Origin of the sequence: Dorea formicigenerans (genome assembly GCF_025150245.1) — a bacterium.
Lineage (GTDB): Bacteria > Bacillota > Clostridia > Lachnospirales > Lachnospiraceae > Dorea > Dorea formicigenerans.
The window spans coordinates 894,139-915,370 of sequence record NZ_CP102279.1 but is presented as its reverse complement, the minus strand read 5'-3'; the positions used below and the strand labels follow the sequence as shown (position 1 = coordinate 915,370).

The 21,232-nt window shown below is 41.2% G+C and carries 15 protein-coding genes and 3 pseudogenes; 5 read left to right on the top strand and 13 right to left on the bottom strand.

Annotated elements, in window-relative coordinates; genetic code table 11:
* Nucleotides 1-117: 117 nt before the first annotated feature.
* A complete protein-coding gene (locus NQ560_RS04575) occupies nucleotides 118-1,128 on the bottom strand; it encodes a LacI family DNA-binding transcriptional regulator (RefSeq protein WP_005335353.1) in 1,011 nt (336 codons plus the stop codon).
* Nucleotides 1,129-1,158: 30 nt separating this feature from the next.
* Nucleotides 1,159-2,565, bottom strand: a complete 1,407-nt coding sequence (uxaC, locus tag NQ560_RS04570) for a glucuronate isomerase (RefSeq protein ID WP_005335352.1) — start codon at nucleotides 2,563-2,565, stop codon at nucleotides 1,159-1,161.
* A 363-nt stretch (nucleotides 2,566-2,928) separates the two neighbouring features.
* Here uxaC and NQ560_RS04565 point away from each other — a divergent pair, with 363 nt between their 5' ends.
* The 3 genes and pseudogenes from NQ560_RS04565 to NQ560_RS15855 form a co-directional block, all read left to right on the top strand.
* Nucleotides 2,929-4,410, top strand: a complete 1,482-nt coding sequence (locus tag NQ560_RS04565) for a UxaA family hydrolase (RefSeq protein WP_005335350.1) — start codon at nucleotides 2,929-2,931, stop codon at nucleotides 4,408-4,410.
* 41 nt (nucleotides 4,411-4,451) lie between these two features.
* Nucleotides 4,452-5,939, top strand: a complete 1,488-nt coding sequence (locus NQ560_RS04560) for a tagaturonate reductase (RefSeq protein ID WP_005335347.1) — start codon at nucleotides 4,452-4,454, stop codon at nucleotides 5,937-5,939.
* Between the two features lie 208 nt (nucleotides 5,940-6,147).
* Nucleotides 6,148-6,299: pseudogene (locus NQ560_RS15855) on the top strand (transposase); the annotation flags it as partial.
* Between the two features lie 239 nt (nucleotides 6,300-6,538).
* On the opposite strand, the gene NQ560_RS04555 reads toward NQ560_RS15855, so the two are convergent.
* Nucleotides 6,539-8,293: an IS1182 family transposase gene (locus tag NQ560_RS04555; protein ID WP_005335343.1), complete on the bottom strand. Its 1,755-nt coding sequence runs from the start codon at nucleotides 8,291-8,293 to the stop codon at nucleotides 6,539-6,541.
* Nucleotides 8,294-8,601: 308 nt separating this feature from the next.
* Here NQ560_RS04555 and NQ560_RS15730 point away from each other — a divergent pair.
* Nucleotides 8,602-8,898 (top strand): annotated as a pseudogene (locus NQ560_RS15730) (hemolysin III family protein).
* 37 nt (nucleotides 8,899-8,935) lie between these two features.
* Here the strand turns inward: NQ560_RS15730 and NQ560_RS04545 are convergent.
* Complete coding sequence (locus NQ560_RS04545; RefSeq protein WP_040015711.1) at nucleotides 8,936-9,199, bottom strand: GIY-YIG nuclease family protein; 264 nt, start codon at nucleotides 9,197-9,199, stop codon at nucleotides 8,936-8,938.
* Between the two features lie 80 nt (nucleotides 9,200-9,279).
* A complete protein-coding gene (locus NQ560_RS04540) occupies nucleotides 9,280-13,653 on the bottom strand; it encodes a Spy0128 family protein (protein ID WP_040015642.1) in 4,374 nt (1,457 codons plus the stop codon).
* 277 nt (nucleotides 13,654-13,930) lie between these two features.
* On the opposite strand from NQ560_RS04540, the pseudogene NQ560_RS15850 reads away from it, so the two are divergent.
* Nucleotides 13,931-14,094 (top strand): annotated as a pseudogene (locus NQ560_RS15850) (transposase); the annotation flags it as partial.
* A 244-nt stretch (nucleotides 14,095-14,338) separates the two neighbouring features.
* Here NQ560_RS15850 and NQ560_RS04535 read toward each other — a convergent pair.
* From NQ560_RS04535 to NQ560_RS04500, 8 genes are all read right to left on the bottom strand, one after another.
* Nucleotides 14,339-14,761 (bottom strand): HIT family protein, encoded by a 423-nt coding sequence (locus NQ560_RS04535; protein WP_040015641.1) that lies wholly within the window; start codon nucleotides 14,759-14,761, stop codon nucleotides 14,339-14,341.
* Between the two features lie 144 nt (nucleotides 14,762-14,905).
* Entirely contained in the window at nucleotides 14,906-15,850 is a 945-nt protein-coding gene (locus NQ560_RS04530) for an AEC family transporter (RefSeq protein ID WP_005335329.1), read from the bottom strand.
* Nucleotides 15,851-15,937: 87 nt separating this feature from the next.
* On the bottom strand, nucleotides 15,938-16,762 hold the full coding sequence (locus NQ560_RS04525; RefSeq protein WP_005335327.1) for an alpha/beta fold hydrolase: 825 nt from the start codon (nucleotides 16,760-16,762) through the stop codon (nucleotides 15,938-15,940).
* A 61-nt stretch (nucleotides 16,763-16,823) separates the two neighbouring features.
* Nucleotides 16,824-17,936: a Gfo/Idh/MocA family protein gene (locus NQ560_RS04520; protein ID WP_040015710.1), complete on the bottom strand. Its 1,113-nt coding sequence runs from the start codon at nucleotides 17,934-17,936 to the stop codon at nucleotides 16,824-16,826.
* Between the two features lie 86 nt (nucleotides 17,937-18,022).
* Nucleotides 18,023-18,838 (bottom strand): sugar phosphate isomerase/epimerase family protein, encoded by an 816-nt coding sequence (locus NQ560_RS04515; protein WP_040015640.1) that lies wholly within the window; start codon nucleotides 18,836-18,838, stop codon nucleotides 18,023-18,025.
* A 205-nt stretch (nucleotides 18,839-19,043) separates the two neighbouring features.
* The gene (locus tag NQ560_RS04510) at nucleotides 19,044-19,439 is read right to left on the bottom strand and encodes a cupin domain-containing protein (RefSeq protein WP_005335321.1); all 396 of its coding nucleotides are present in this window, start codon (nucleotides 19,437-19,439) and stop codon (nucleotides 19,044-19,046) included.
* A gap of 46 nt (nucleotides 19,440-19,485) precedes the next feature.
* Nucleotides 19,486-20,412 (bottom strand): transketolase family protein, encoded by a 927-nt coding sequence (locus tag NQ560_RS04505; protein ID WP_005335320.1) that lies wholly within the window; start codon nucleotides 20,410-20,412, stop codon nucleotides 19,486-19,488.
* A gap of 4 nt (nucleotides 20,413-20,416) precedes the next feature.
* A complete protein-coding gene (locus NQ560_RS04500) occupies nucleotides 20,417-21,217 on the bottom strand; it encodes a transketolase (protein WP_005335319.1) in 801 nt (266 codons plus the stop codon).
* Nucleotides 21,218-21,232 lie beyond the last annotated feature (15 nt).

Below are 21,232 nucleotides of genomic sequence, written 5' to 3'. Positions count from 1 at the left end.
CATTGTAGAGAATAAGAAATGCCAGATAACGATATATTTCCTAGAATCGTTATCTGGCAATTATTTTATTTCTTTTTAATCTAAAAACTTTCTTAATTAATTTTTAAGTTTTATACTTTAAAAATCTGTCGTACATCTCTTTTTGATTTCGCATACAACTTCATTCTGCGGTGGCACATCAGTATCTCCCTGCAGAACCCGTAACATATAATCTACAGTGTCATTACACATCTTCTCCAGATGATTGTCCACAGAAGTTAATTCCGGTTCACAGCCTACCGAAAGCTGCGAATTATTATATCCTGCAATTTCAATATCATCTGGTACTTTAAGTCCTTTCACATTCGCATACTTAAGTGCTCCAATCGCGAGTCCGTCATCCGTTGCAACAACACTGTCAAACTCCAGATTCTTATGTGAAAGAAGCATATCCCTGACATGATGAATCCTGTTCTTTGTATAGAACTTTAATTCTCCGCGAATCGGATATCCGGCATCGCAAAGAGCGGCCTCATACCCCGCCATCTTCTTCGATGCGCTGTATGAATAGGAATCACACAAAAATAAGATTTTCTTCCTTCCTCGACGGATAAATCCACTCGTCACATCATATGTTGCCTTAAAATCATCACAAAAAGAACAGTAGATATTCTTTCCTTCTATGAATCCATTGATCAGAAATACCGGTGTCTGCTTTGCAGCTTCTTTTATGTATTCCACATCTTCCGGGTGTCCTTCCCGACCTGCGTAAGTAGAACTTACCAGAATAAGCGCATCAATCCGCTTCGACAGTAACATTTTCGTATGTGCCTCTTTCGCTTCCAGGTCATAACCACTGCATCCCAAAATACAGTCATATTCATACTGATGCAGACGTTCTTCAAGGAATGCCACTGCCTGTGCAATAAATGCATCCGATATATCCGGGCACAAAATTCCGATGGTCTTCATAGAATCCAGTCCAAGTCCCCTTGCAAACACATTTGGCGTATAGCCACACTGTTCCATCACATCAAGAACCTTTCTTCTGGTCTTCTCACTGACCTTTGTACTTCCATTTACCACTCTTGAAACAGTCGCAATGGACACTCCCGATAATTTTGCGACATCATAAATGTTCACTGCCATATGCAAAAACTCCTACTACGCTTCTAATTCCTATACGTCAAATTTAAAGTACTCCACTGCATTGTTGTAAGAAATTCCCTTTACAATCTTCTCCAGTGTCTTGTAATCATCCGGATACTCTCCGTTATCTACCCATCCTCCAATCAGCTCGCAAAGGATACGTCTGAAATACTCATGACGTGTGTAAGATAAGAAACTTCTGGAATCTGTAAGCATTCCTACAAAGTTACTTAAAATACCAAGGTTTGCAAGTGATGTCATCTGAGCTGTCATTCCGACTTTGTGATCATTGAACCACCATGCACTACCCTGCTGAATTCTTCCAACGGTCTTCTCATTCTGGAAACATCCGATGATTGTTCCGATAGACTCATTGTCGTTCGGATTCAGAGAGTACAGAATTGTCTTAGGAAGTGCATCTGTATCAGACAATGCATTTAACATATCTGCCATTTCTGAAGATGGTGCATAGTTATTGATGCAGTCATATCCTGTATCTGGTCCAAGCTGTTTATAACGTACTACATTATTGTCACGTTTGCATCCATAATGAAGCTGCATTACCCAGTCACGTTTATTATACTCTTTTCCAACTGCAAGAATAAAGGCTGTCTTTGCTTTCAGTTCCTCTTCTTTTGTGATTTCTCCACCTGCAAGACGTTTGCTGTAGATTGCCTCGATTTCTTCCTCGGAAGCCGGTGCGTACATTACATACTCAAGAGCATGATCTGATACAGAGCAGCCTCTCTCCTGGAAATAGTCCATACGTTTTACAAGCGCCTCGATCAGAGTCTTGAAGCTCTTTACTTCAATTCCACTGACTTCACTTAACTTTTTAAGGTAATCAAGATACTCTGGTTTCTCCAGATTCATAGCCTTATCTGGTCTCCATGCCGGAAGTACCTTTACATCAAATGTATCGTCTTTTGCAAGTTTCTCATGATATTCAAGAGTGTCAATCGGATCATCTGTTGTACAGATTAATTTTACATTTGACTTTTTAATGATATTTCTTACGGTCATATCATCCTGTGCAAGCTTCTTATTGCAAAGATTCCATACTTCCTCTGCTGTCTCACCGTTTAAGTATCCTTCATATCCGAAGTATCTCTTTAACTCCAGATGACTCCAGTGATACAGTGGATTACCGATCAGTTTTTCAAGAGTCTCAGCCCATTTCTGGAATTTTTCACGATCTGTAGCATCACCTGTGATATATTTCTCATCTACACCATTGGAACGCATCTGACGCCACTTGTAGTGATCTCCTCCGAGCCATACCTGTGTGATATTTTCAAACTTTCTATCTTCACAGATCTCCTGTGGGTTAATATGGCAATGATAATCTACAATCGGCATATTCTCTGCATAATCATGATAAAGTTTTTTTGCCGCATCACTTGTTAATAGAAAATCCTCGTCCATAAATTTCTTCATTTTTCTTTCCTCCTGTGTTCTATGCTTGCATCGTCTATATTGTAAACGCTTACATTTATTACATTTTACCCCAACTACACATATGAAATCAATGGTTTTTAAGCAATCTTTTCGACAAATTTGTTATCTTGTTTTTGTGCATTTTTCCAAAAATGCTTTTTGGGCAAAATTGATTTGTCATTTTTATTGACCTAAACATCAAAATGATGTATGTTTAGTGTAAGCGCTTACACGTTTATTTTATAACAAATTCAGATGTCGAAGACATTTCTTTCATCGTGAGTTCATGATGATTAGAATTTTTAATGTCTCCTTCATCATTTACTAGTACTAACATCATTTTTTAAGAGAAAGGATTTTATCATGAAAGAATTTATCAAAATTCACCAGAATGATAACGTTGCAGTTGCACTTACTCCTTTATCTGCAAATCGTACATTAGATGTGGACGGTACAGAGGTTACTCTCCGTGAGGACATTCCCCAGGGACACAAGTTTGCTCTGACTGATATTCCTGCTGATGCTCAGGTTATCAAGTATGGCTGTCCAATCGGTATTGCAAAGGAGAACATCAGCTGCGGAAGCTGGATTCACACACATAATATTCGGACTGGACTTGGAGATCTGCTTACTTACACCTATGATCGTTCTGTTACAGAACTTACCCCGACAGCTCCTCGCACTTTCAGAGGATACCGCAGACCGAACGGAAAAGTCGGCATCCGTAATGAAATCTGGATTATTCCGACTGTAGGCTGTGTAAATAACGTTGCTACTGCGATCGAACGCAAGGCTCAGAAGTATGTACAGGGATCTGTAGAAGGAATTTTTGCATTCCCACATCCTTATGGATGCTCCCAGATGGGAGATGATCAGGAGAATACCCGTAAGATTCTGTCTGATCTGATCAATCATCCGAATGCCGGCGGTGTCCTTGTTCTTGGACTCGGCTGCGAGAACAGTAATATTGATGTACTGAAGAATTACATCGGCGACTATGATCCGAAACGTGTCCGTTTCCTTGTTGCTCAGGAAAGTGAAGATGAGATTGCTGATGCACTTAACATTCTCGAAGATCTGTCCGCTTATGTTGGAAGCTTTGAACGTGAAGACATTGACTGCAGCGAACTGGTCATTGGTATGAAATGCGGTGGCTCTGACGGACTTTCCGGTATCACAGCCAACCCGGTCGTAGGAGCATTTTCCGATCTTCTTATCTCCAAAGGCGGAAGTACTGTTCTTACAGAAGTACCTGAGATGTTCGGTGCTGAGACTCAGCTAATGAACCGTTGTGAAGACGAAGTATTATTTGAAAAGACAGTTGATCTGATTAATAACTTTAAACAATATTTCCAGAGTCACAATCAGACAATTTATGAAAACCCGTCTCCTGGAAATAAAAAAGGTGGTATCTCCACTCTTGAGGACAAGTCTCTTGGCTGTACTCAGAAATCCGGAAGCGCTCCGGTCATGGACGTACTGTCTTATGCAGAACAGGTTAAGACAAAAGGTCTGAATCTCTTAAGTGCTCCTGGAAATGACTTGGTTGCTTCTACTGCACTGGCTGCTTCCGGTGCACACATTGTACTGTTTACTACAGGTCGTGGAACACCGTTCGCATGTCCTGTACCAACTATGAAGATTTCTACCAATTCTTCATTAAATAACAGAAAACAGAATTGGATCGACTTTAACTGTGGAACCCTGGTAGAAGGGGATACTCTTCCTGAACTGGCAGAAAAACTGTTCGATGAAGTTATCGCAGTTGCTTCCGGTAAAGAAGTAAAATCCGAAATCGCCGGATTCCACGATATGGCAATCTTTAAACAGGGTGTAACATTGTAAAAATCATATCTCATTAATTTAAGAAAGGAAGAAACTCAATCATGGAAACATTAAATTACGAAGTTCTTAAGAAATCAGGTTATAACGGATATATCAAAGAATCCGCACCAGAGAAAGTTATGCAGTTCGGAGAAGGAAACTTCCTTCGTGCATTTGTAGATTATTTCTTTGACTGTGCAAATGAAAAAGCTGACTGGAACGGAAAAGTTGTATTAGTTCAGCCAATCGCACAGGGACTTACAAAACTCATCAACGACCAGGAAGGACTTTACACACTGTACCTTCGCGGAAGTGAAAAAGGGGAGAAAGTTGACTTAAAACGTGTCATCTCTTCTGTAAGCAGATGTATCAATCCATATGATGATTTCGACGCAGTTCTTGAGCTTGCCAAGAGTGACGACCTTGAGTATATCGTATCCAACACAACAGAAGCCGGTATCGTACACGAGTCAGAAAGCAAATTTGACCAGTGTCCTCCAATCAGCTTCCCTGCCAAACTGACACGTGTACTTTATGAGCGTTACAAAGCAGGTAAAGATGGAGTTGTAGTTTTAAGCTGTGAGCTGATCGACAACAATGGTAAAGAACTCCAGAAATGTGTCAACGAGTACATTGATGACTGGGGACTTGAAGAAGAATTCAAAACATGGATCAATGAGAAGAACACATTCTGTTCTACACTGGTAGACCGTATCGTTCCAGGACGTGTACGTGATGCAGAAGAAGTTAAGAAAATGGAAGAAGCAAATGGATATCACGATGAATTGATTGATGTCGGCGAGATCTTTGGTGTATGGATCATCGAAGGACCTGCAGGTCTTGAAGATAAGCTTCCATTCAAGAAAGCCGGTTTAAATGTACATGTTGTAGAGGATGTTACTCCATACAAGAAGAGAAAAGTTCGTATCCTGAACGGTGCTCATACAGGTTTCGTTCTTGGTGCTTACCTGTCTGGGCAGGATATCGTTCGTGACTGCATGCACAACGAAACGATCAAAGGCTTCATGAACAAAATGCTTTACGATGAGATTATCCCTACGCTTCCACTGGACAAACAGGATCTGCTTGACTTTGCAGCAGCTGTATCAGACAGATTTAACAACCCATTTGTAAATCATGAGCTTATGAGCATTTCTCTGAACTCAACATCTAAGTGGAAAGCTCGTAACATGCCTTCATTCCTTGAGTATATCAACGAAAAAGGTGAGATTCCTACTTGCCTGGCAATGAGCCTTGCAGCTTACATTGCATTCTACTCAAATGATATTCAGAGACGTGAAGATGCAGCTTTGGTATGCAAGAGACCAAAAGGAAATGAGTACAAAGTACAGGACGATGCATGGGCACTTGACTTCTACTATGCACACAAAGATGACAGTGCAGAAGAACTCGTAAAAGCTGTACTTTCCAACAAAGATATGTGGGATCAGGATCTGACAGAAATCAAAGGACTGGAAGAACTGATCGTTGCTGATCTTAAGAAGATCCGTGAAGAAGGTGCAGAAGCAGCTTACGCTTCCTGCCTGTAAAATAAATATAGCTGTAACTAATAATTTTAGGCGATAACTTTATATAGTTATTCCCCCTGAAGAAATGGACTGTCGGGAAATAGATAGTTCCAAAGCAGGGAGGGTATGACTCACAACGAGTCATACCCTCCCTGAAATGTATCTAAAAAAAGAAAAAAGATGGCTAACGACAACCATCTTTCTCTCCGTTACATGTTATAATGTAACTATGCTAACAAGTAATCATTATAAGGATTTTTTTGAGTTTGGGCAACAGAAAATTAACTTTAGTTTCTTCGAATTGAGTTTACCCGACGACGATCCCGTCTATACCCTAAAAAAAGTGAGGATTTAGATTTTTCTGGCCTGTTGGCCTGTTGGCCAATTGTTCAGATAAGGGATTTTTGCGGTCAAAAATAAATTTCATCTTTCATAGAAAAAAGGATGGGGCTGTCGGTTAATACCGATTTTTAGCCCCTGACATGCAGGGAAGAGACAATCCCAGAAAATTCGGACTTTTTTAAGACCTGAATTCTCCAACGGCTTGTCTCTTCCCTTTTGTAATCCTTATTTCAGGGGGCAAAATCCCCTTGGCCGGATTTTTTGAAGCATTCCATCAGCTAAGCTGTTTTCTGCCCTTTTTTCCCTTCGTATTTCTCAATTTCATGATGTAAAAAACGATGGTATTTCATGAGATTTCTGCCTATCGCATACAGCATGAATTCTTTATACACTTTTTCCGCTGAACGGTAATTAAATCGCCGGAATTTTTCGTTCTCTTTGATATCTCCAAAATGCCCTTCTGTCTGGATCGACCGTGTCTGACGTTTCAGGATTCCTTCTTCACTCTGGATATTCGCATTAGATTCTTCCTTTAGTTCTTCCCACCGTTCATTGATCTTCATGACTTTATTCCGGTCTGGGTTCTTTTCCTCATTGTATTTATAAAGACATTTGGATTTATGCTCGCAGCCGCTACAGTCCGCACACCCGTACACCTCCACTGTCTGGGTGTAGCCATCCTGCTCTTTGCTTTCCGTCCGGATATAGCGAAGTTCCCTTCCATCACGGCAGATGTAATAATGCTCATTCTCAAAAACCTCGTATGTCATGTTGTAATACTTCCCAATGTCCTCTTTGTAGGCCCGTGTCTTCCGCTTTTCATGATCCTGAAGCTTGATGAAGCTTTTGATTTCATTCTCTTTCAGATACAGCAGGTTCTTCTCACTGCAGTAGCCGCTGTCGGCAGTCACTGCCTCCAGTGTATCGCCAAACGCATTCCGGTGCTTTTCTAAAACCGGAATCAGCGTATTATAGTCTGTCCGGTCATTGCTCACATATCCGTGGATAATGAAGTAGTTCTCTACTGCGATCTGGACATTGTACGCCGGTTTTAACTGACCGTTCAGCATATGGTCCTCTTTCATCCGCATGAACGTTGCTTCCAGGTCTGTTTTGGAATAGCTGTTGCGGTCTTTCCCCATGATCTCAAAACATTCCTTATATTCCATCAGGCGGCTTCCGCATTCTTCCAGTTCCTCGTAAAGCTTCTGGATTTCCGGCTTATGCTTTCCTTTCCCATAAACGAACCCAATCCCTTCTCCTTCGGCTATCCGTATCAGGTTCTTCTGCAGCTTCAGGATCTCAAGCGGGGAGCAATGATCAATCTCAATGACGGTGTTATTGGAGATCTTCTTATGTTTTGTAAGTTTCCGGTTCCTGTTTTCTTCGATGACCTTCCTGACTTTATCCATTCCTTCAATCACAAACATCCGGGCATCCCCCAGGTCGTATTTAGGCCCATACCCGTTCTCGTGCAGAAACGTATTATACTTTTCATAAAGGGCATCTATAGTGTCCAGCAGGCCGGCAAGATGATAGTTGAGGCTGCCCCGCCAGACGAACGTATATCTGTTTGCGTTTGCTTCGATCTTTGTCCCATCGATGTAGAGTTCTTTCGGTGTGATAAGCCCTTCCTTCTCCAGGCGACGCATGAACTGGTAATTCAGTTCATCCAGGACTTCTCCCGTCAGCTTTTTCCCTTTAAAATCGTAAAAAGTATCCCTTTGGGGTTTCTGCCCTTTGGTCAGCCAGATAAAAGCAAGATCTCTCTGGCATAAATCTACAATACGGTCAACAGCCCTGACTCCTCGCATGTTAGCGTAGGTAACAACAGCATACAGCATGATTGGGTTATACCCGGTTCTTCCCTTATTCGAATAACAGGCCAGCAGGCCCGAAAAATCTAATTCCTCCATCACTTTTTTCAGGGTATAGACAGGATCGTCGTCGGGTAAACTCAATTCGAAGAAACTGAAGTTAATTTTCTGTTGCCCAATTTCAAAAAAGTCGTTATAATAATCTTGTTTTTGCATAGTTCCATTATAACATGGAACGGAGAGAAAGATGGTTGTCGTTAGCCATCTTTTTCTCTTTTTGAGAAATAAATTCAGGGGCAGACAAGACTCATACGAGTCATGTCTGCCCCTGTTTAGAACTGTCTATTTACCGACAGCCCCATCCTTTTAATTACTACTGCGGATGCCGAAATGTGGTATTACCGACATCCCCTTTTTTCTTTTCATCCTTGATTTTTCTTTCTCCTTGGTATAATATCTATATATACTACATATAGTTTTTAATACTACATATTAAAATATCAATATTCCAAGAAGGTATTCGTATGTCAGACACAATCAAAAAACATGTAAAAGATCCAGGAAGCGCAATCACACATTTTATAGGAATGCTCATGGCGGTATTTGCTGCCGTTCCACTAATTATCAAAGCCACACATGAGCCAAGTCCTATTTACGTTGTCTCTATTGCAATCTAAACAGCCGGAGGTATTATCTACGCATTAAAGCTTCCAATTTTCAACATGAAACATAAAGATTTCGGAAGTCATGAAATCTTCCATCTCTTCGTTATGGGCGGAAGCATATGTCATTTCGTGGTAATGTATGCATTTGTTTTATAATCCGATTAATTTAATCATTTTAATGAAAACGCAAGTGTCAAATGATACACATATTTTTATTCTCTATCAGCTTCTCTTTCTGTTTCCTTGTAAGCTGTTTTATTGAATACTCCCTTTTCATGGCTTCGGCTTTGGTTGCGTATTCTTCGTAATATACTAGTTCCACTGGACGACGGCTGCGGGTATACTTCGCACCCTCACCGTCATTATGTGCTTTCACACGATGCTCAAGATCCGTTGTCCAGCCAGTGTATAATGTTCCGTCACTGCATTTTACCATATAGGTATAATTCCGCTTCATGTTATCTCTCCGCTTTCTTCCCATTTGCCGGTCGTAAGCCATCTACATAGAATCCCCAATCTGATATGACTGATTGTTTTCTATCTTCTCTTTCTTCTGATAATCACCATGCTGACTGCTGCCGCTGCTGCGATCATAAGAACCAGATAAAGTACCATATGACTGTTGTCTCCGGTAGCCACTCTTCTGAGTGCTTTATTCGGCTTCTTTGGAGTATCGGTTGTTTTACCATCTTTTGGTACTTTGTAACTGTTAGTAAATACAATATCGTCACTGCCTGTTTCTGCCGAAAGGGTACCCTCGCCGTTATCACTCACCTTAACTGTAACTTTGAATTCTCTCTCGTCATATGTAATGTCTGTCTGCTTATCGTTTACTTCCGACACGGTATATTCATATGTACCTTCATCCTCAAATTTCAGATTTTCGAACTTGATTTTTCCAGATACATCATTTTTTGCTTCAGCAATAACTTTACCGTTGACATCTTTTAACTGGAATGTAAACTCACCGTCTTTCAACTCTTTGCCGGTCAGCTTCTTGACCGCTTCAATCGTCACGGTAGCCGGTTCTGCCTTGTAAATGTTATTGAAAGTCACAGTATTTCCTTCTGCAGGAATCAGTTCATCATTTTCCTCAGACGATACCGCCTGATGTGTTACTCCGAGAGTTCCATCACCATTATCGGTTATCTGTGTATATACCAGATAGCTATGATCATCATATGTAACACCCGTTTCGCTGCCTTTCACTTCGCGAACTGTATAAACATGGCTGCCCGGCTGTGTATATGTAATACTGCTGAATACTACATTGCCGTCTGCGTCATTACTTCCTGTTGCCACAACATTACCATCTTCCACCAGTTCGAAGTTAAATTCGCCTTCTTTCAGCGTTCTGCCTTCCAGTGTCTTATTGACTTTTACCTGATCGGTAATGCTGGATGGAAGCTCACCGACACGATATGTATTGGTAAAGCTAAACAGAGGTCCATCTGCCGGATTTCTTGTTACAGTAAGATTACCGTTACCATCATCCGTCAGAGTGAGTTTGAATGTTTTGCCCGTTGATGCATTTGCATCATTGGTCACGCCTGCTGCACTGCCAGATTCTGTAACCTTATATTCAAACTCTTTGGTTCTCACTCCATTGTCAGTTGTTATTACATCCTGAAGAAGATCTGTTGTAAATGTGATTGTTCCAAAGTCCACATTTCCAGCCGCATCATTAACTGCTGTAGTCTGCGCCGGCATCGGTGCCCCCTCTGTCAACGCTTCCAGCGTAAATGTAAATTTGCCTGTAATATCAGCTGGTGTCAGACTGGTATCATGTGCCAGAGTCTTGCTTCCTGTAATTTCCACCGGCACAGGTTCTGTACCGTACTGATTTACAAATTCAATTTGATTCTGTCCATTTGGATAATTGGTAACCGCTGTCAGGACACCATTACCATGATCTGTCACTGTTACGGTAAAATCATAAGTTCCTGTTACTACACTTATCCCATTTGAATTTGTCCCGTTTTCGGTATCCTCATATATCCGATAGCTAAGTGTATATACCGTATTACCGTCAGCATCTGTGGATTTCACAGCATAACCTGCCTCAACTGCTTTATCAAGTACTACTGCACTTGCTCCGGCCGCTGTATCCGAGGTCTTATAGCTGATGGAGTCAAATGCAATGCTTCCATCCACTCCATTCTGCTTTTCCTGCAATACTGTACCGTTGCTTCCATCTGCCGGTCTGGTCGTAAGTTTAAACTGAAATTCTCCAGCTCTCAGATTACGTCCATGCAATGTTTTCTTTGCAGAAATATCTGCTTTTGTTCCACCCGTGACTTCTGTGGAGGCATCATAGCGGTTGGCAAATACCGCCCTGTCTGTTACATCAGAAGCAGCTCCATTATTATAAGTAACCTCTGCTTTAAGTTTTCCGATATTCTCAGTATCACGTGTCACAACTATCGTCACCTGTGCAGTATGACTATCGTATGTCATTCCACCTGCCTGTGTCTGAGGAACTGTTTCATTGATATTAAATGTATAGGTTCCCTCTTTTGTAAATGTCACATCACCAAACTGGAATGCCTTTGTAGCTCCGTCTTTTGCTCCCGCTACGATGGCTTTATCGCCATTTGCTGCTATCTTAACTTTCTCATTCTGTATCGCTGTTTTGGTATCGTCATCTGCCGCTGTCAGAGTGAATTCAAATGCTTCATTTGCCTTCATATCTCTTCCGATAAATGTTTTACTTCCCTTAAGAGCTGTATCTCCAGTCAATGTCACTGGCTCATCCGGAAGTCCTATTGTCAGACGGCCATTATTGCCAAGATATGTGGTAATATGTGCACCTTTAAAATTCTCATTCCATACAGGATTGACGGACTTTGAAGCTGTATTGGTCTTATTAGCACCTTCCGCTTTGTCCTCTGCAAAATATGTCAGACTTGTAGTTCTCGGTGTTCCTGCCGGAATATAATACTCTCCGCCAGTATTCTTTGTTGCATAATTTCCAAGCATCAGATTGCTGTTACCAGGAATGGTTACAGTATTTGTTTTGCTGACTGCTTTCCCATCATCACCCAATACGTAATAATTCCTCTGATAATAATATGTCGTTGCTCCGGTAGTATCAATACTGTCTTTCGCCGGAGTCGTACATGCTTCATCCGTATAGAGCACCGTATCATTCTGAAAATAGTAAAAATCATTCGTCTCTGCAGGTTCAAACTTCGCATATGCACCTACGCCACCGGATTCTGCACCTGCCTGATTCTGATCATATTTATTGCTGTAGAAATGTACCTGATGATTCTCATCTTTATTCGCATCAATATATGCTTTTAACTGCGCATCCGGATTTGCAAACTTCTCTTCTACACCTGCCTTAAGGCTCACATCATAGAACAGACGCATCGGATACGTCTCATCTATAGTCATGCTTCCATCACTCTTAACTTCATAATATCTGAGTGGGATCAGATTGGCCGGAATTTTAACCGTAACAAGATCTCCTGTCTGAAGCTGGTCTTCACCGGCTGCCTTTTCTACCGTAATCTTAATATCTCCCAGATTGCCTTCCGGATATACATGGTTGGTATCCGGAATCTCCTGATTAAAGGTATATGTCACAACAGTTTTACCGTCTTTAGTAGTTTCCGTCTTACCCGGATTTTTATACAATTGATTTGCGTACACCAGGGTATTGATGTCATCCACCTGCATATAATCGCCAAGCTGATCGGTAAGAGTAATGAATCCAGCATCACTTGGATCCTCACCCTGATCGACCTGAGTAGGTGACTGCGCAGAAGATATAATTTCATCTTCAATCTGAGTAAAGATATTTTTCAGTTCATCTGCTTTTGTTGCTACTTTGTAATATGTCGCATCCTGACCTTTACTATCCTTCGCACGGGTTCCCAGCTTCTTATATCTCTCCGCATCCGGATAATTGCTGGACAGACCATGCATAAATGCATTAAATTTTTCTTTAGCACTCCATGATCCACTTCCGGAATGCCCGGTAATGCTGACATCCGCACCGCTAAATATACCAATGGTGTAAATATCTGCATCTGTTTTTATCGTTTTTGCAGATGTGATTGCATCGTTAGCCACATCATCATCAAAACCAGACTGGTGATTCGGCTCTCCATCTGTAAAAAATATAACAACTCTTTTGACATTCTTTCTATCGGCGTTATTATTCGCATCGGTTTTACTCTGATCCACAAGCGTCTTTGTCAGATCCATCGCATAATCCGCTGCTGTACATCCTGCCGGCTTCAGGGCATTGACTGTTGTCTCCCATTCTGATTTATTTCCACTTGTGTAAGCCTTATATCCACTGACAACCTGTGTATAATTATACCAATATCTGTTTTGACTGTACTGGTCATTTCCAATTTTGTCCGTCTTATTACCGGCAAACTTCACAACTGCGATACGATTCTGCTTATTCACATCCGCCCTTTGATCATTGACTTTTGCTGAACCGTCAATAAAACTGTTCACTGCAGCTTTAAGTGCATCTATTCTTTTGGTATTATCACCACTGCCCATCGGATCATCCATACTTCCCGATACATCAAGAACCAGTACGATATCCAGCGGCACTGTAGTCTGCCCTGTAATCTTGGCAGTCGAAGATAATGCAGACAACCCTACCAGAAAATCTGAATCAGCACCTTTCTTGATCGTTGCTGTGCCGGACTCTTTTTCCCGGCTGGTAAGAGTCACATCACCTGCCGATACAGACTTGTCCGTCCATATACGCCCCACATTCTTTGTACTGTCATCCAATGCATTTGCATCGTGCCAGTTATTTATAGTTACATTGTCTGTCGTTGTAGTCCTGGCAGCATTCTCTGCGGCATTCACCTGCTGTGGCCATAGACTAAATACCATGACAGCAGCAATGATAAATACCAATAACGACGTCTTCTTCATCTTCAGCTCTCCTTTCGTTTTCATGTTTTTATTGTATCATACTTTCTATTTTTAGACACATCTGTTTTGAAGAAAATTGTACAATTACATAAGAAATAACGGGACTGTCGGGAAATAGATAGTTCCAAAGCAGGGGACTATCGGGAAATAGATATTTTCAAACAGGGACAGGTGTGACTCGCATAAGTCACACCTGTCCCTGAAATTTTTCCATAAAAAGAGAAAAAGATGGCTAACGACAACCACCTTTCTCTCCGTTCCATGTTATAATGGAACTATGCAAAAACAAGATTCTTATAACGAATTTTTTGAAATAAGGCAACAGAAAATTAACTTTAGTTTCTTCGAATTGAGTTTACCCGACGACGATCCAGTCTATACCCTAAAAAAAGTGAGGATTTAGATTTTTCTGGCCTGTTGGCCAATTGTTCAGATAAGGGATTTTTGCGGTCAAAAATAAATTTCATCTTTCATAGAAAAAAGGATCCCAGCAAGGTAGAAGGCTAACAAGCCTCTTCCTTGCTGGAATCCTTTTAATTACTACTGCGGATGCCGAAATGTGGTATTAACCGACATCCCCTTTCACTTTATGATTATACAGTTTTCCCAACAGTTCTTCCTCATTGGGAAACCTTGCGGATATTAATTATCCAAGATACTTAGAGAATCATTTACACACACTTTTCTAAACCAGCTCAGCCTTAATCTTTTCAATCATCTCAGCATATTCTTCATCACTTAAGAATTTCTTTCCCGGATTCATTTCGAATGTGCCACCCCACTCATACTCATCTGTGTATTTTGGTACAAGATGGAAATGCAGATGATGTCCTGTATCTCCATATGCACCATAGTTCACTTTTGCAGGTTTGAAGATTTTGTGGATTGCCTCAGATACCTTTGCAATCTCCTCTAAGTATGCTGCTCTCTCCTGCGGTGTCAGCTCAAGAATCTCACTGACATGTTTCTTATGAGCAACTACAACTCTTCCTGGATGGCTCTGCTCTTTAAAAAGATATACTTTAGAATTCTCAAGTTCGCAAATCTTAATTCCAAACTTTGCCAATAATTCTCCCTCTACACAATATGCACAATTCTGATCTACCATTTTAATTTCTCCTTTCATGTCGTATTAGAAATATTTTTGTTTCTAATACAATCAAATCATTGCTCTTTTTATTTAATATTTTTAAGCTCTCCTATATACATAAAAGCTTTCACCTTATGTATTCTAAATGCCTGATCTCATTACTTACATGCAAAGCATCACCACAAGCGGTATTGTTACCAGACTTGCCAGTGTAATAATAAATACACCCTGTGCCGCATAATCAGCTTCTGTTGAACCGAAGCTTTCTGCCATAATCGGAATACTCGCCATACTCGGAAGTGCAATAATCAGCGTCCAAATATTTCTCGCAAGATCATTCACGCCAAGCCACGTCATCACACGAAATATGACAACCGGCATAACTATCAGCTTAATGATTATGACAAATACAACTGGCCATGCTTTCTTTAATGATCCTGATTCCATCAGTGCAATCGTTCCTCCGATATACAAAAGTGCCAGTGGCTTTGCACAGCTTCCTATTGTATCAAAGCTTCGAAGAATCAGTAAATCTGATGGCACTTTCAAAATCATCAACGCCAGCCCGATCAATACTCCTACTATAACAGGATTAGACAGCTTCTTTATGATCAGCTTCAAGGATAATTCCTGTCCTCCTTCTGATTTAGAAGTGAGCAATACTCCTTCTGTCCAGAGGAACAGATTATCTATTACAACGCAGAAAGAAAATGCTACTACTGCAACCGGATCAAATATCTCTTTTACAAGAGGCAGCCCAAAGAACGCCATATTTCCGAAAAGACATTGGGCAGTAAAGATTTTTCTTTTATCTCCCCGGAAATGTAATAACGTTCCTGTAAGGAATCCAGCTCCTGTAAGCAGCGGATATGTAATCAGTGCATAGGGAATTACAGATTTTGCAATATCCCATGCATTTTCCTCCTGCACTGCTGACGGAAATACTGCAATCAGCATCAATGGACAGATAACGCCCATAAGCAGACTGCTTAACCCATGAATGACTTCGGCTTTCAAAAGCCCTAATTTTGCTCCTATAAATCCACATCCGAGAATGACAAAAAACATAATCATTTGACTAATCAACGTATTCATATCTATAGACATTATTTTGTTTCCCCCATTCTCTCATTTCAATTTTATATCCATGATATGAAACTCTAATTCAATTCATGGTCTACATTATATATTTTTTTAATTTGTATGTTTCATCAAAAATCCCACTACAACACTGTCATATGGCTCAGGATATTCCCACTGATGTACATGTCCGCCTTCCGGTGCAAGATAGAATTCTGCCTGTGAAATTCCATGTACTAATTCCATGGTCTTCTCTATATTCATGAACAAATCCTTCGCCCCTGCAGCAATCAGTACCGGCATTTTAAGCTCATGCAGCCTGCCTGCTGTATTGTGGCTGAGGCATGCCCCACACTGTGCCTTATAGGCATACACCGGCATTGGATAAGGGTACGCTGCATCTTCTTCAATAGATTTCTCAATCTTCTCTGGGTGATGTATCTGCGTGTATTGGCCATAGGTCATCCAAAGATTCAACTGCTTTAATACTGCCGGATCTGTATCTTCTTTCAGCTCACAGATTAGATTTAAAGCCTTTTTAAATGCCGGACTTACACTTGCAAATGTACTTGTCAAAATCAGACTCAGAACTCTGTCCGGAACTTTCAGTGCCACCTGCTGTGCAATGGCGCCTCCCATAGAGACACCCATAACATGGGCTTTTTTGATATCTAATGTATCCATGATACCGATGATATCGTCTGCCATCTGCTCTGTTGTATAACTCTCTGCTTCCGGTTTGTCGCTTAATCCTGCTCCTCTGTTATCCGGAACAATACACCAAAACCATTTACTTAATAGCTCATAGTTATGCTTCCATTTATCTCCCGGTGCTCCAAGTCCCATAATCATAATAATAGGGACACCGCTTCCAAATGTCTGTACATGAAATTTCAATCCATTTACATGGACATCCATACATTCTTTTTTCTGATTCATTTTATGAACCTGCACTTTCTGCTTTTTCTACTCTTAACCGACCTTTGAATATTCCTTTTGGCTAGTCGCGCTCCTTACGTGGTGTCTTGCCATCATAAATGTACATCTTACGGCTGTCGCACTCTGGAAGATCCTTTCTCATGCGGTCAAATACCGGTTCATAGTCCAGATCCTGAATCGGCAGGTCTACACGCACATTGTTCAGTGCTGACAGGCACATTCCTTCCAGAATTTCATATCCGTGATATGCTGTATCAATGTTGCAGCTGTGAACTTTTGAATCATCCTCCATCCACTCTGCAAACTCTGTATAGTAAGGTGTCTGAATCGGAATCTGCTGATGGTTTCTCCAGCCTGGATCCTTTCCTTCTATCAGACGACCATTTGTAGCCTTTGTGCATGCTCCCCAGAACCCGTCTGTCTCAGCATATACATAACCTTCTTTACCATAAACAGTCAGACGATTATCACTGCTTCCATATTCCGGTGGGTTGTGAGCCTCTGCAAGATATCCACACTCTACATAAGCATGTACTCCATTTTCCAGTTCCATAGTACCAAGCAGGTAATCTGGTGCCGGATGGTTATCATCCAGACAAATCGGACCGTGTACATGTCCACATACCCATTTTGCACGATGTCCACCATTCGCCCAGAGAATATAGTCTACATAGTGTGTTCCAAGCTGGCTGAACCAGGCTTGACACTCTACATGTATCTTTGTGATCTCGCCAATTTCGCCGTCCTCAATACGTTTCTTTAGTGTCTGCATCTGGGACAGATATTTCTGCTGATGACAAACAACTGCTTTGATTCCGTTATCATGGCACAACTTTACAATTTTCTTTGCCTCCTGAAGACTCTCAGCCATCGGTTTTTCAAAGGAAATTCCTTTTACACCGTATTTTACTGCCAGTTGAATGACAGAAAGCCGGAGATCTGGATATGTAACAAATACAAATATTTCCGGTCTTGTCTCCTTTAACATCTCTTCTGCATCCGTAAAAAGTGGTACATCGTCCAGATGGTATTCCTCAGCAACTGCTTTCATCTTAGGCTCATCAATATCGCAAAGGCCTACTACTTTATAATAATCTGGATTTTCCAGAAGCCCGTGAAGATGAATCTTACCACGGACTCCGAGACCCATTACCGCAACTGTATGCATACTCATAGTCTCTTTTCCTCCTGAGAAAAAACTTTTTTGTATCTTTACTGAAATATCTCTTCTTCCAGCAAAGTCTGCTTCTGTCTGATTGCTTACCTGTGAATCTGCCGGCACATATATTTTCCGTCCTCAGCAACAACCCCGTCACTGTCTGTCTCTGCACGCGGGCTTTCATCTTCCACCATAATCCAGCCAAGGTATCCTGTCTCTGCCAGATATTTGATAATTGCAGGATAGTCAATTTTTCCTTCTCCCATAACAGCCCATTCATTCTGAGCAATACGGTCTTTAAAATGTACGTGGCGGATCAGATCTCTGTGTGCTTTCATCTGTTCAATTGCACTCATACCACCATTCTCAATATGTCCTACATCCGGAGCCCAGCCAATAGCAGTCGGCTGAATCAACTCAAACATGGCTTCATAATCTTCTTCTGTACGAAACAACGAATTCTTTGCACTGTTCGGATGGAAACAACATACGATTCCTGCCTCTGCTGCCTCAGCCGCTACAGATGCCATGCAGTTGATCAGACATTTTCTTCTTTCTGCCAATGCTTCACCTTCTCCTCTAGGTACATTTCCTGCATGATGACTCAGCATAATCTTGGCATTTGGAAAATGTTTCACGAATTCAATTGCTTCACGGCTTAACGCTGCTTCTTCCGCAGTCTCCTCCATGCCATTCCAATCCTGATGAAGAACAAGTGCCGCAAATTCCATGTTATATTTCTCAAGCTGTTTTTTCACACCTTCCGGGTCATGGAACCATGTTCCAAGCATGTCAATTTCGCACTCAATGCTCTGAAATCCTGCCTCTGCTGCCACTTTAAGCATTCTCGGCAACTGACCAAAATGCTTTCCCATCTTCCATGGATAGGACTGACAGCCAAATTTTAAATTGTACACTTCTTCCGACCTCCTTTATAATTTTCTATAAATATCCGCATCAAGCTTATTGTATAAAATACCGATAAATGCATAAATATTCTCATTTATTGCAAAATTGTCTGGATTTTTTTACAAAAAAGGCTCTCAACACATAATCTCGCATAATTATGTCGTAGAGAGCCTGTTTTATTGTCGCGATGCAGCTAATGCATTACGTAAGATACTATACTAAAGCTTTGATAGCAGCAATCTGATCTTCCTTCAGATCTAAAATATCGCTGTTGTCCATGGATGTGTTGGAGTCCTCAATCAGGATCATCTTTGTATCCTTGCATGTTACTGTGTTATGCCACAGTGTAGCTGGGATATTGTAAACCTTGTTTGGCTCCATCTTAACTGCCTTGATATCAAGACCGCCTTCTACTTCATTTGCATAGATCAGTGTGCAAGATCCGGCAACAAGTACGAAAAGCTCATCAGTCTTGTTGTGACGCTCCAGATTGTTGATTCCTGTGATGTCGTTAGCTGGTTTCCAGTTTTTGATACCAACTGTCCATTTCTCGTTCTCGAATACTCTCTGCATTCCTTCCCCGTCAAATGAATAATTTAAAATTTCCATGATTCTTATCTCCCTTTTATATAATAAAATGAATTTGATCAGATTCTTATGCTAATGTTGCTTTGCATTTTTCAACGATGTTCTCAGCTGTAAGTCCATAAGCTGCAAACAGTTCATCTGGTTTACCGGATTTTCCGAATTTATCCTGGATACCAACTCTTTCGAATTTAGCTCCGTCATGTCCTGCAAGGACTTCTGCTACAGCAGATCCAAGTCCACCAATCACAGAATGCTCCTCAGCTGTTACGATACCTTTGCACTTCTCGTTCATAGCAAGGATTGTCTCAGCATCGATAGGTTTTACTGTGTGCATATTAACAACTGCTGCAGAAATTCCTTCTGCCTCAAGCATCTCAGCTGCTTTTAATGCGATTGGTACCATAAGTCCCATTGTGATGATGCAAACATCGTTACCATCTTTTAAGATGTTAGCTTTTCCCGGGATAAATGGTGTATCCTCTGTTGTGATATCCTCACAAACAGGTCTTGCAACACGGATGTAAACTGGTCCGTCAATCTCTGCTGCTGCAAATACAGCTTTCTCCATCTCTGTAGGATCACATGGTACAAAAATTGTCATGTTCGGCATCTCTCTCATAAGAGCAACATCCTCGATAGACTGATGACTTCCTCCATCCTCTCCTACTGAAAGTCCTGAATGAGATAATCCAAATTTAACATTTGTGTTTGTGTATGCAATAGAGTTACGAATGATCTCATAAGCTCTTCCTGTTCCGAAAAGAGCAAATGTGCTTGCAAATGGAATGTATCCTGTATGAGCAAATCCAGCTGCCATACCCATCATATTACACTCTGCAATTCCTGCGTTAAAGAAACGATCTGGAAATGCCTCAGCAAATGTAGCTGACATTGTTGCATGTGCAAGGTCTGCATCTAATGCAACGATCTTATCGTTCTTCTGTCCTAATTTAACTAATGCTTCTCCGTAAGCAACTCTTAATGATTTTCCCATCTTCTTACGCCTCCAATTCTTTCATAGCTGTCTCGAACTCTTCTGGTTTCAACGGTCTTCCGTGCCATCCTACCTGATTCTCCATGAAGGATACACCTTTACCTTTGATTGTGTGGCAGCAAATGAATTTTGGCTTACCAGATACTGGAGCCTCAATTGCTTTGTCAATTTCTTCGATGTTATGTCCATCTACTTCAAAGCATTCGAAACCGAAGGCTTTAAACTTCTCAACGATGTTTCCAAGTCCCATAACCTGATCGTTAGTTCCATCAATCTGAAGTCCGTTATAGTCAAGTAAAACGCAAAGGTTATCAAGTTTGTAATGAGCTGCTGCCATAGCTGCCTCCCATACAATACCTTCCTGACACTCGCCATCACCAACTACTGCATATACTTTGTAGTCGGCTTTTGCATGCTTAGCTGCAAGAGCAAGTCCTGTTGCCAGAGACATTCCCTGTCCAAGAGATCCTGTGTTCATATCAACACCTGGAGTCTTGTTGCAGTCCGGATGTCCCTGAAGATGGCTGTCAATCTGACGAAGGTGTGCCAGATCCTCTTTCGGGAAATATCCCAGATCTGCCAGGATTGCATATAATGTAGGGCAAGCATGTCCCTTACTTAATACGAGACGGTCTCTGTCTGCTTTCTTAGGATCCTTAGGATCAAGATTCTTCATCTCATCATAGTAGAGAGCCATAAGAATCTCAACACATGATAATGATCCGCCCGGATGACCTGACTGGCAGGCAAATAAACTCTTCAATATCTCTTGGCGCAATTCCTTTGCTTTTTTCTCGTAATTCATTTTTCTTCCTCCTTA

Bases quoted from the DNA above. Each gene is read 5' to 3' on its own strand.
- NQ560_RS04575 (WP_005335353.1), bottom strand. From the start codon at position 1,128: ATGGCAGTGAACATTTATGATGTCGCAAAATTATCGGGAGTGTCCATT.
- uxaC (WP_005335352.1), bottom strand. From the start codon at position 2,565: ATGAAGAAATTTATGGACGAGGATTTTCTATTAACAAGTGATGCGGCA.
- NQ560_RS04565 (WP_005335350.1), top strand. From the start codon at position 2,929: ATGAAAGAATTTATCAAAATTCACCAGAATGATAACGTTGCAGTTGCA.
- NQ560_RS04560 (WP_005335347.1), top strand. From the start codon at position 4,452: ATGGAAACATTAAATTACGAAGTTCTTAAGAAATCAGGTTATAACGGA.
- NQ560_RS04555 (WP_005335343.1), bottom strand. From the start codon at position 8,293: ATGCAAAAACAAGATTATTATAACGACTTTTTTGAAATTGGGCAACAG.
- NQ560_RS04545 (WP_040015711.1), bottom strand. From the start codon at position 9,199: ATGAAGCGGAATTATACCTATATGGTAAAATGCAGTGACGGAACATTA.
- NQ560_RS04540 (WP_040015642.1), bottom strand. From the start codon at position 13,653: ATGAAGAAGACGTCGTTATTGGTATTTATCATTGCTGCTGTCATGGTA.
- NQ560_RS04535 (WP_040015641.1), bottom strand. From the start codon at position 14,761: ATGGTAGATCAGAATTGTGCATATTGTGTAGAGGGAGAATTATTGGCA.
- NQ560_RS04530 (WP_005335329.1), bottom strand. From the start codon at position 15,850: ATGTCTATAGATATGAATACGTTGATTAGTCAAATGATTATGTTTTTT.
- NQ560_RS04525 (WP_005335327.1), bottom strand. From the start codon at position 16,762: ATGAATCAGAAAAAAGAATGTATGGATGTCCATGTAAATGGATTGAAA.
- NQ560_RS04520 (WP_040015710.1), bottom strand. From the start codon at position 17,936: ATGAGTATGCATACAGTTGCGGTAATGGGTCTCGGAGTCCGTGGTAAG.
- NQ560_RS04510 (WP_005335321.1), bottom strand. From the start codon at position 19,439: ATGGAAATTTTAAATTATTCATTTGACGGGGAAGGAATGCAGAGAGTA.
- NQ560_RS04505 (WP_005335320.1), bottom strand. From the start codon at position 20,412: ATGGGAAAATCATTAAGAGTTGCTTACGGAGAAGCATTAGTTAAATTA.
- NQ560_RS04500 (WP_005335319.1), bottom strand. From the start codon at position 21,217: ATGAATTACGAGAAAAAAGCAAAGGAATTGCGCCAAGAGATATTGAAG.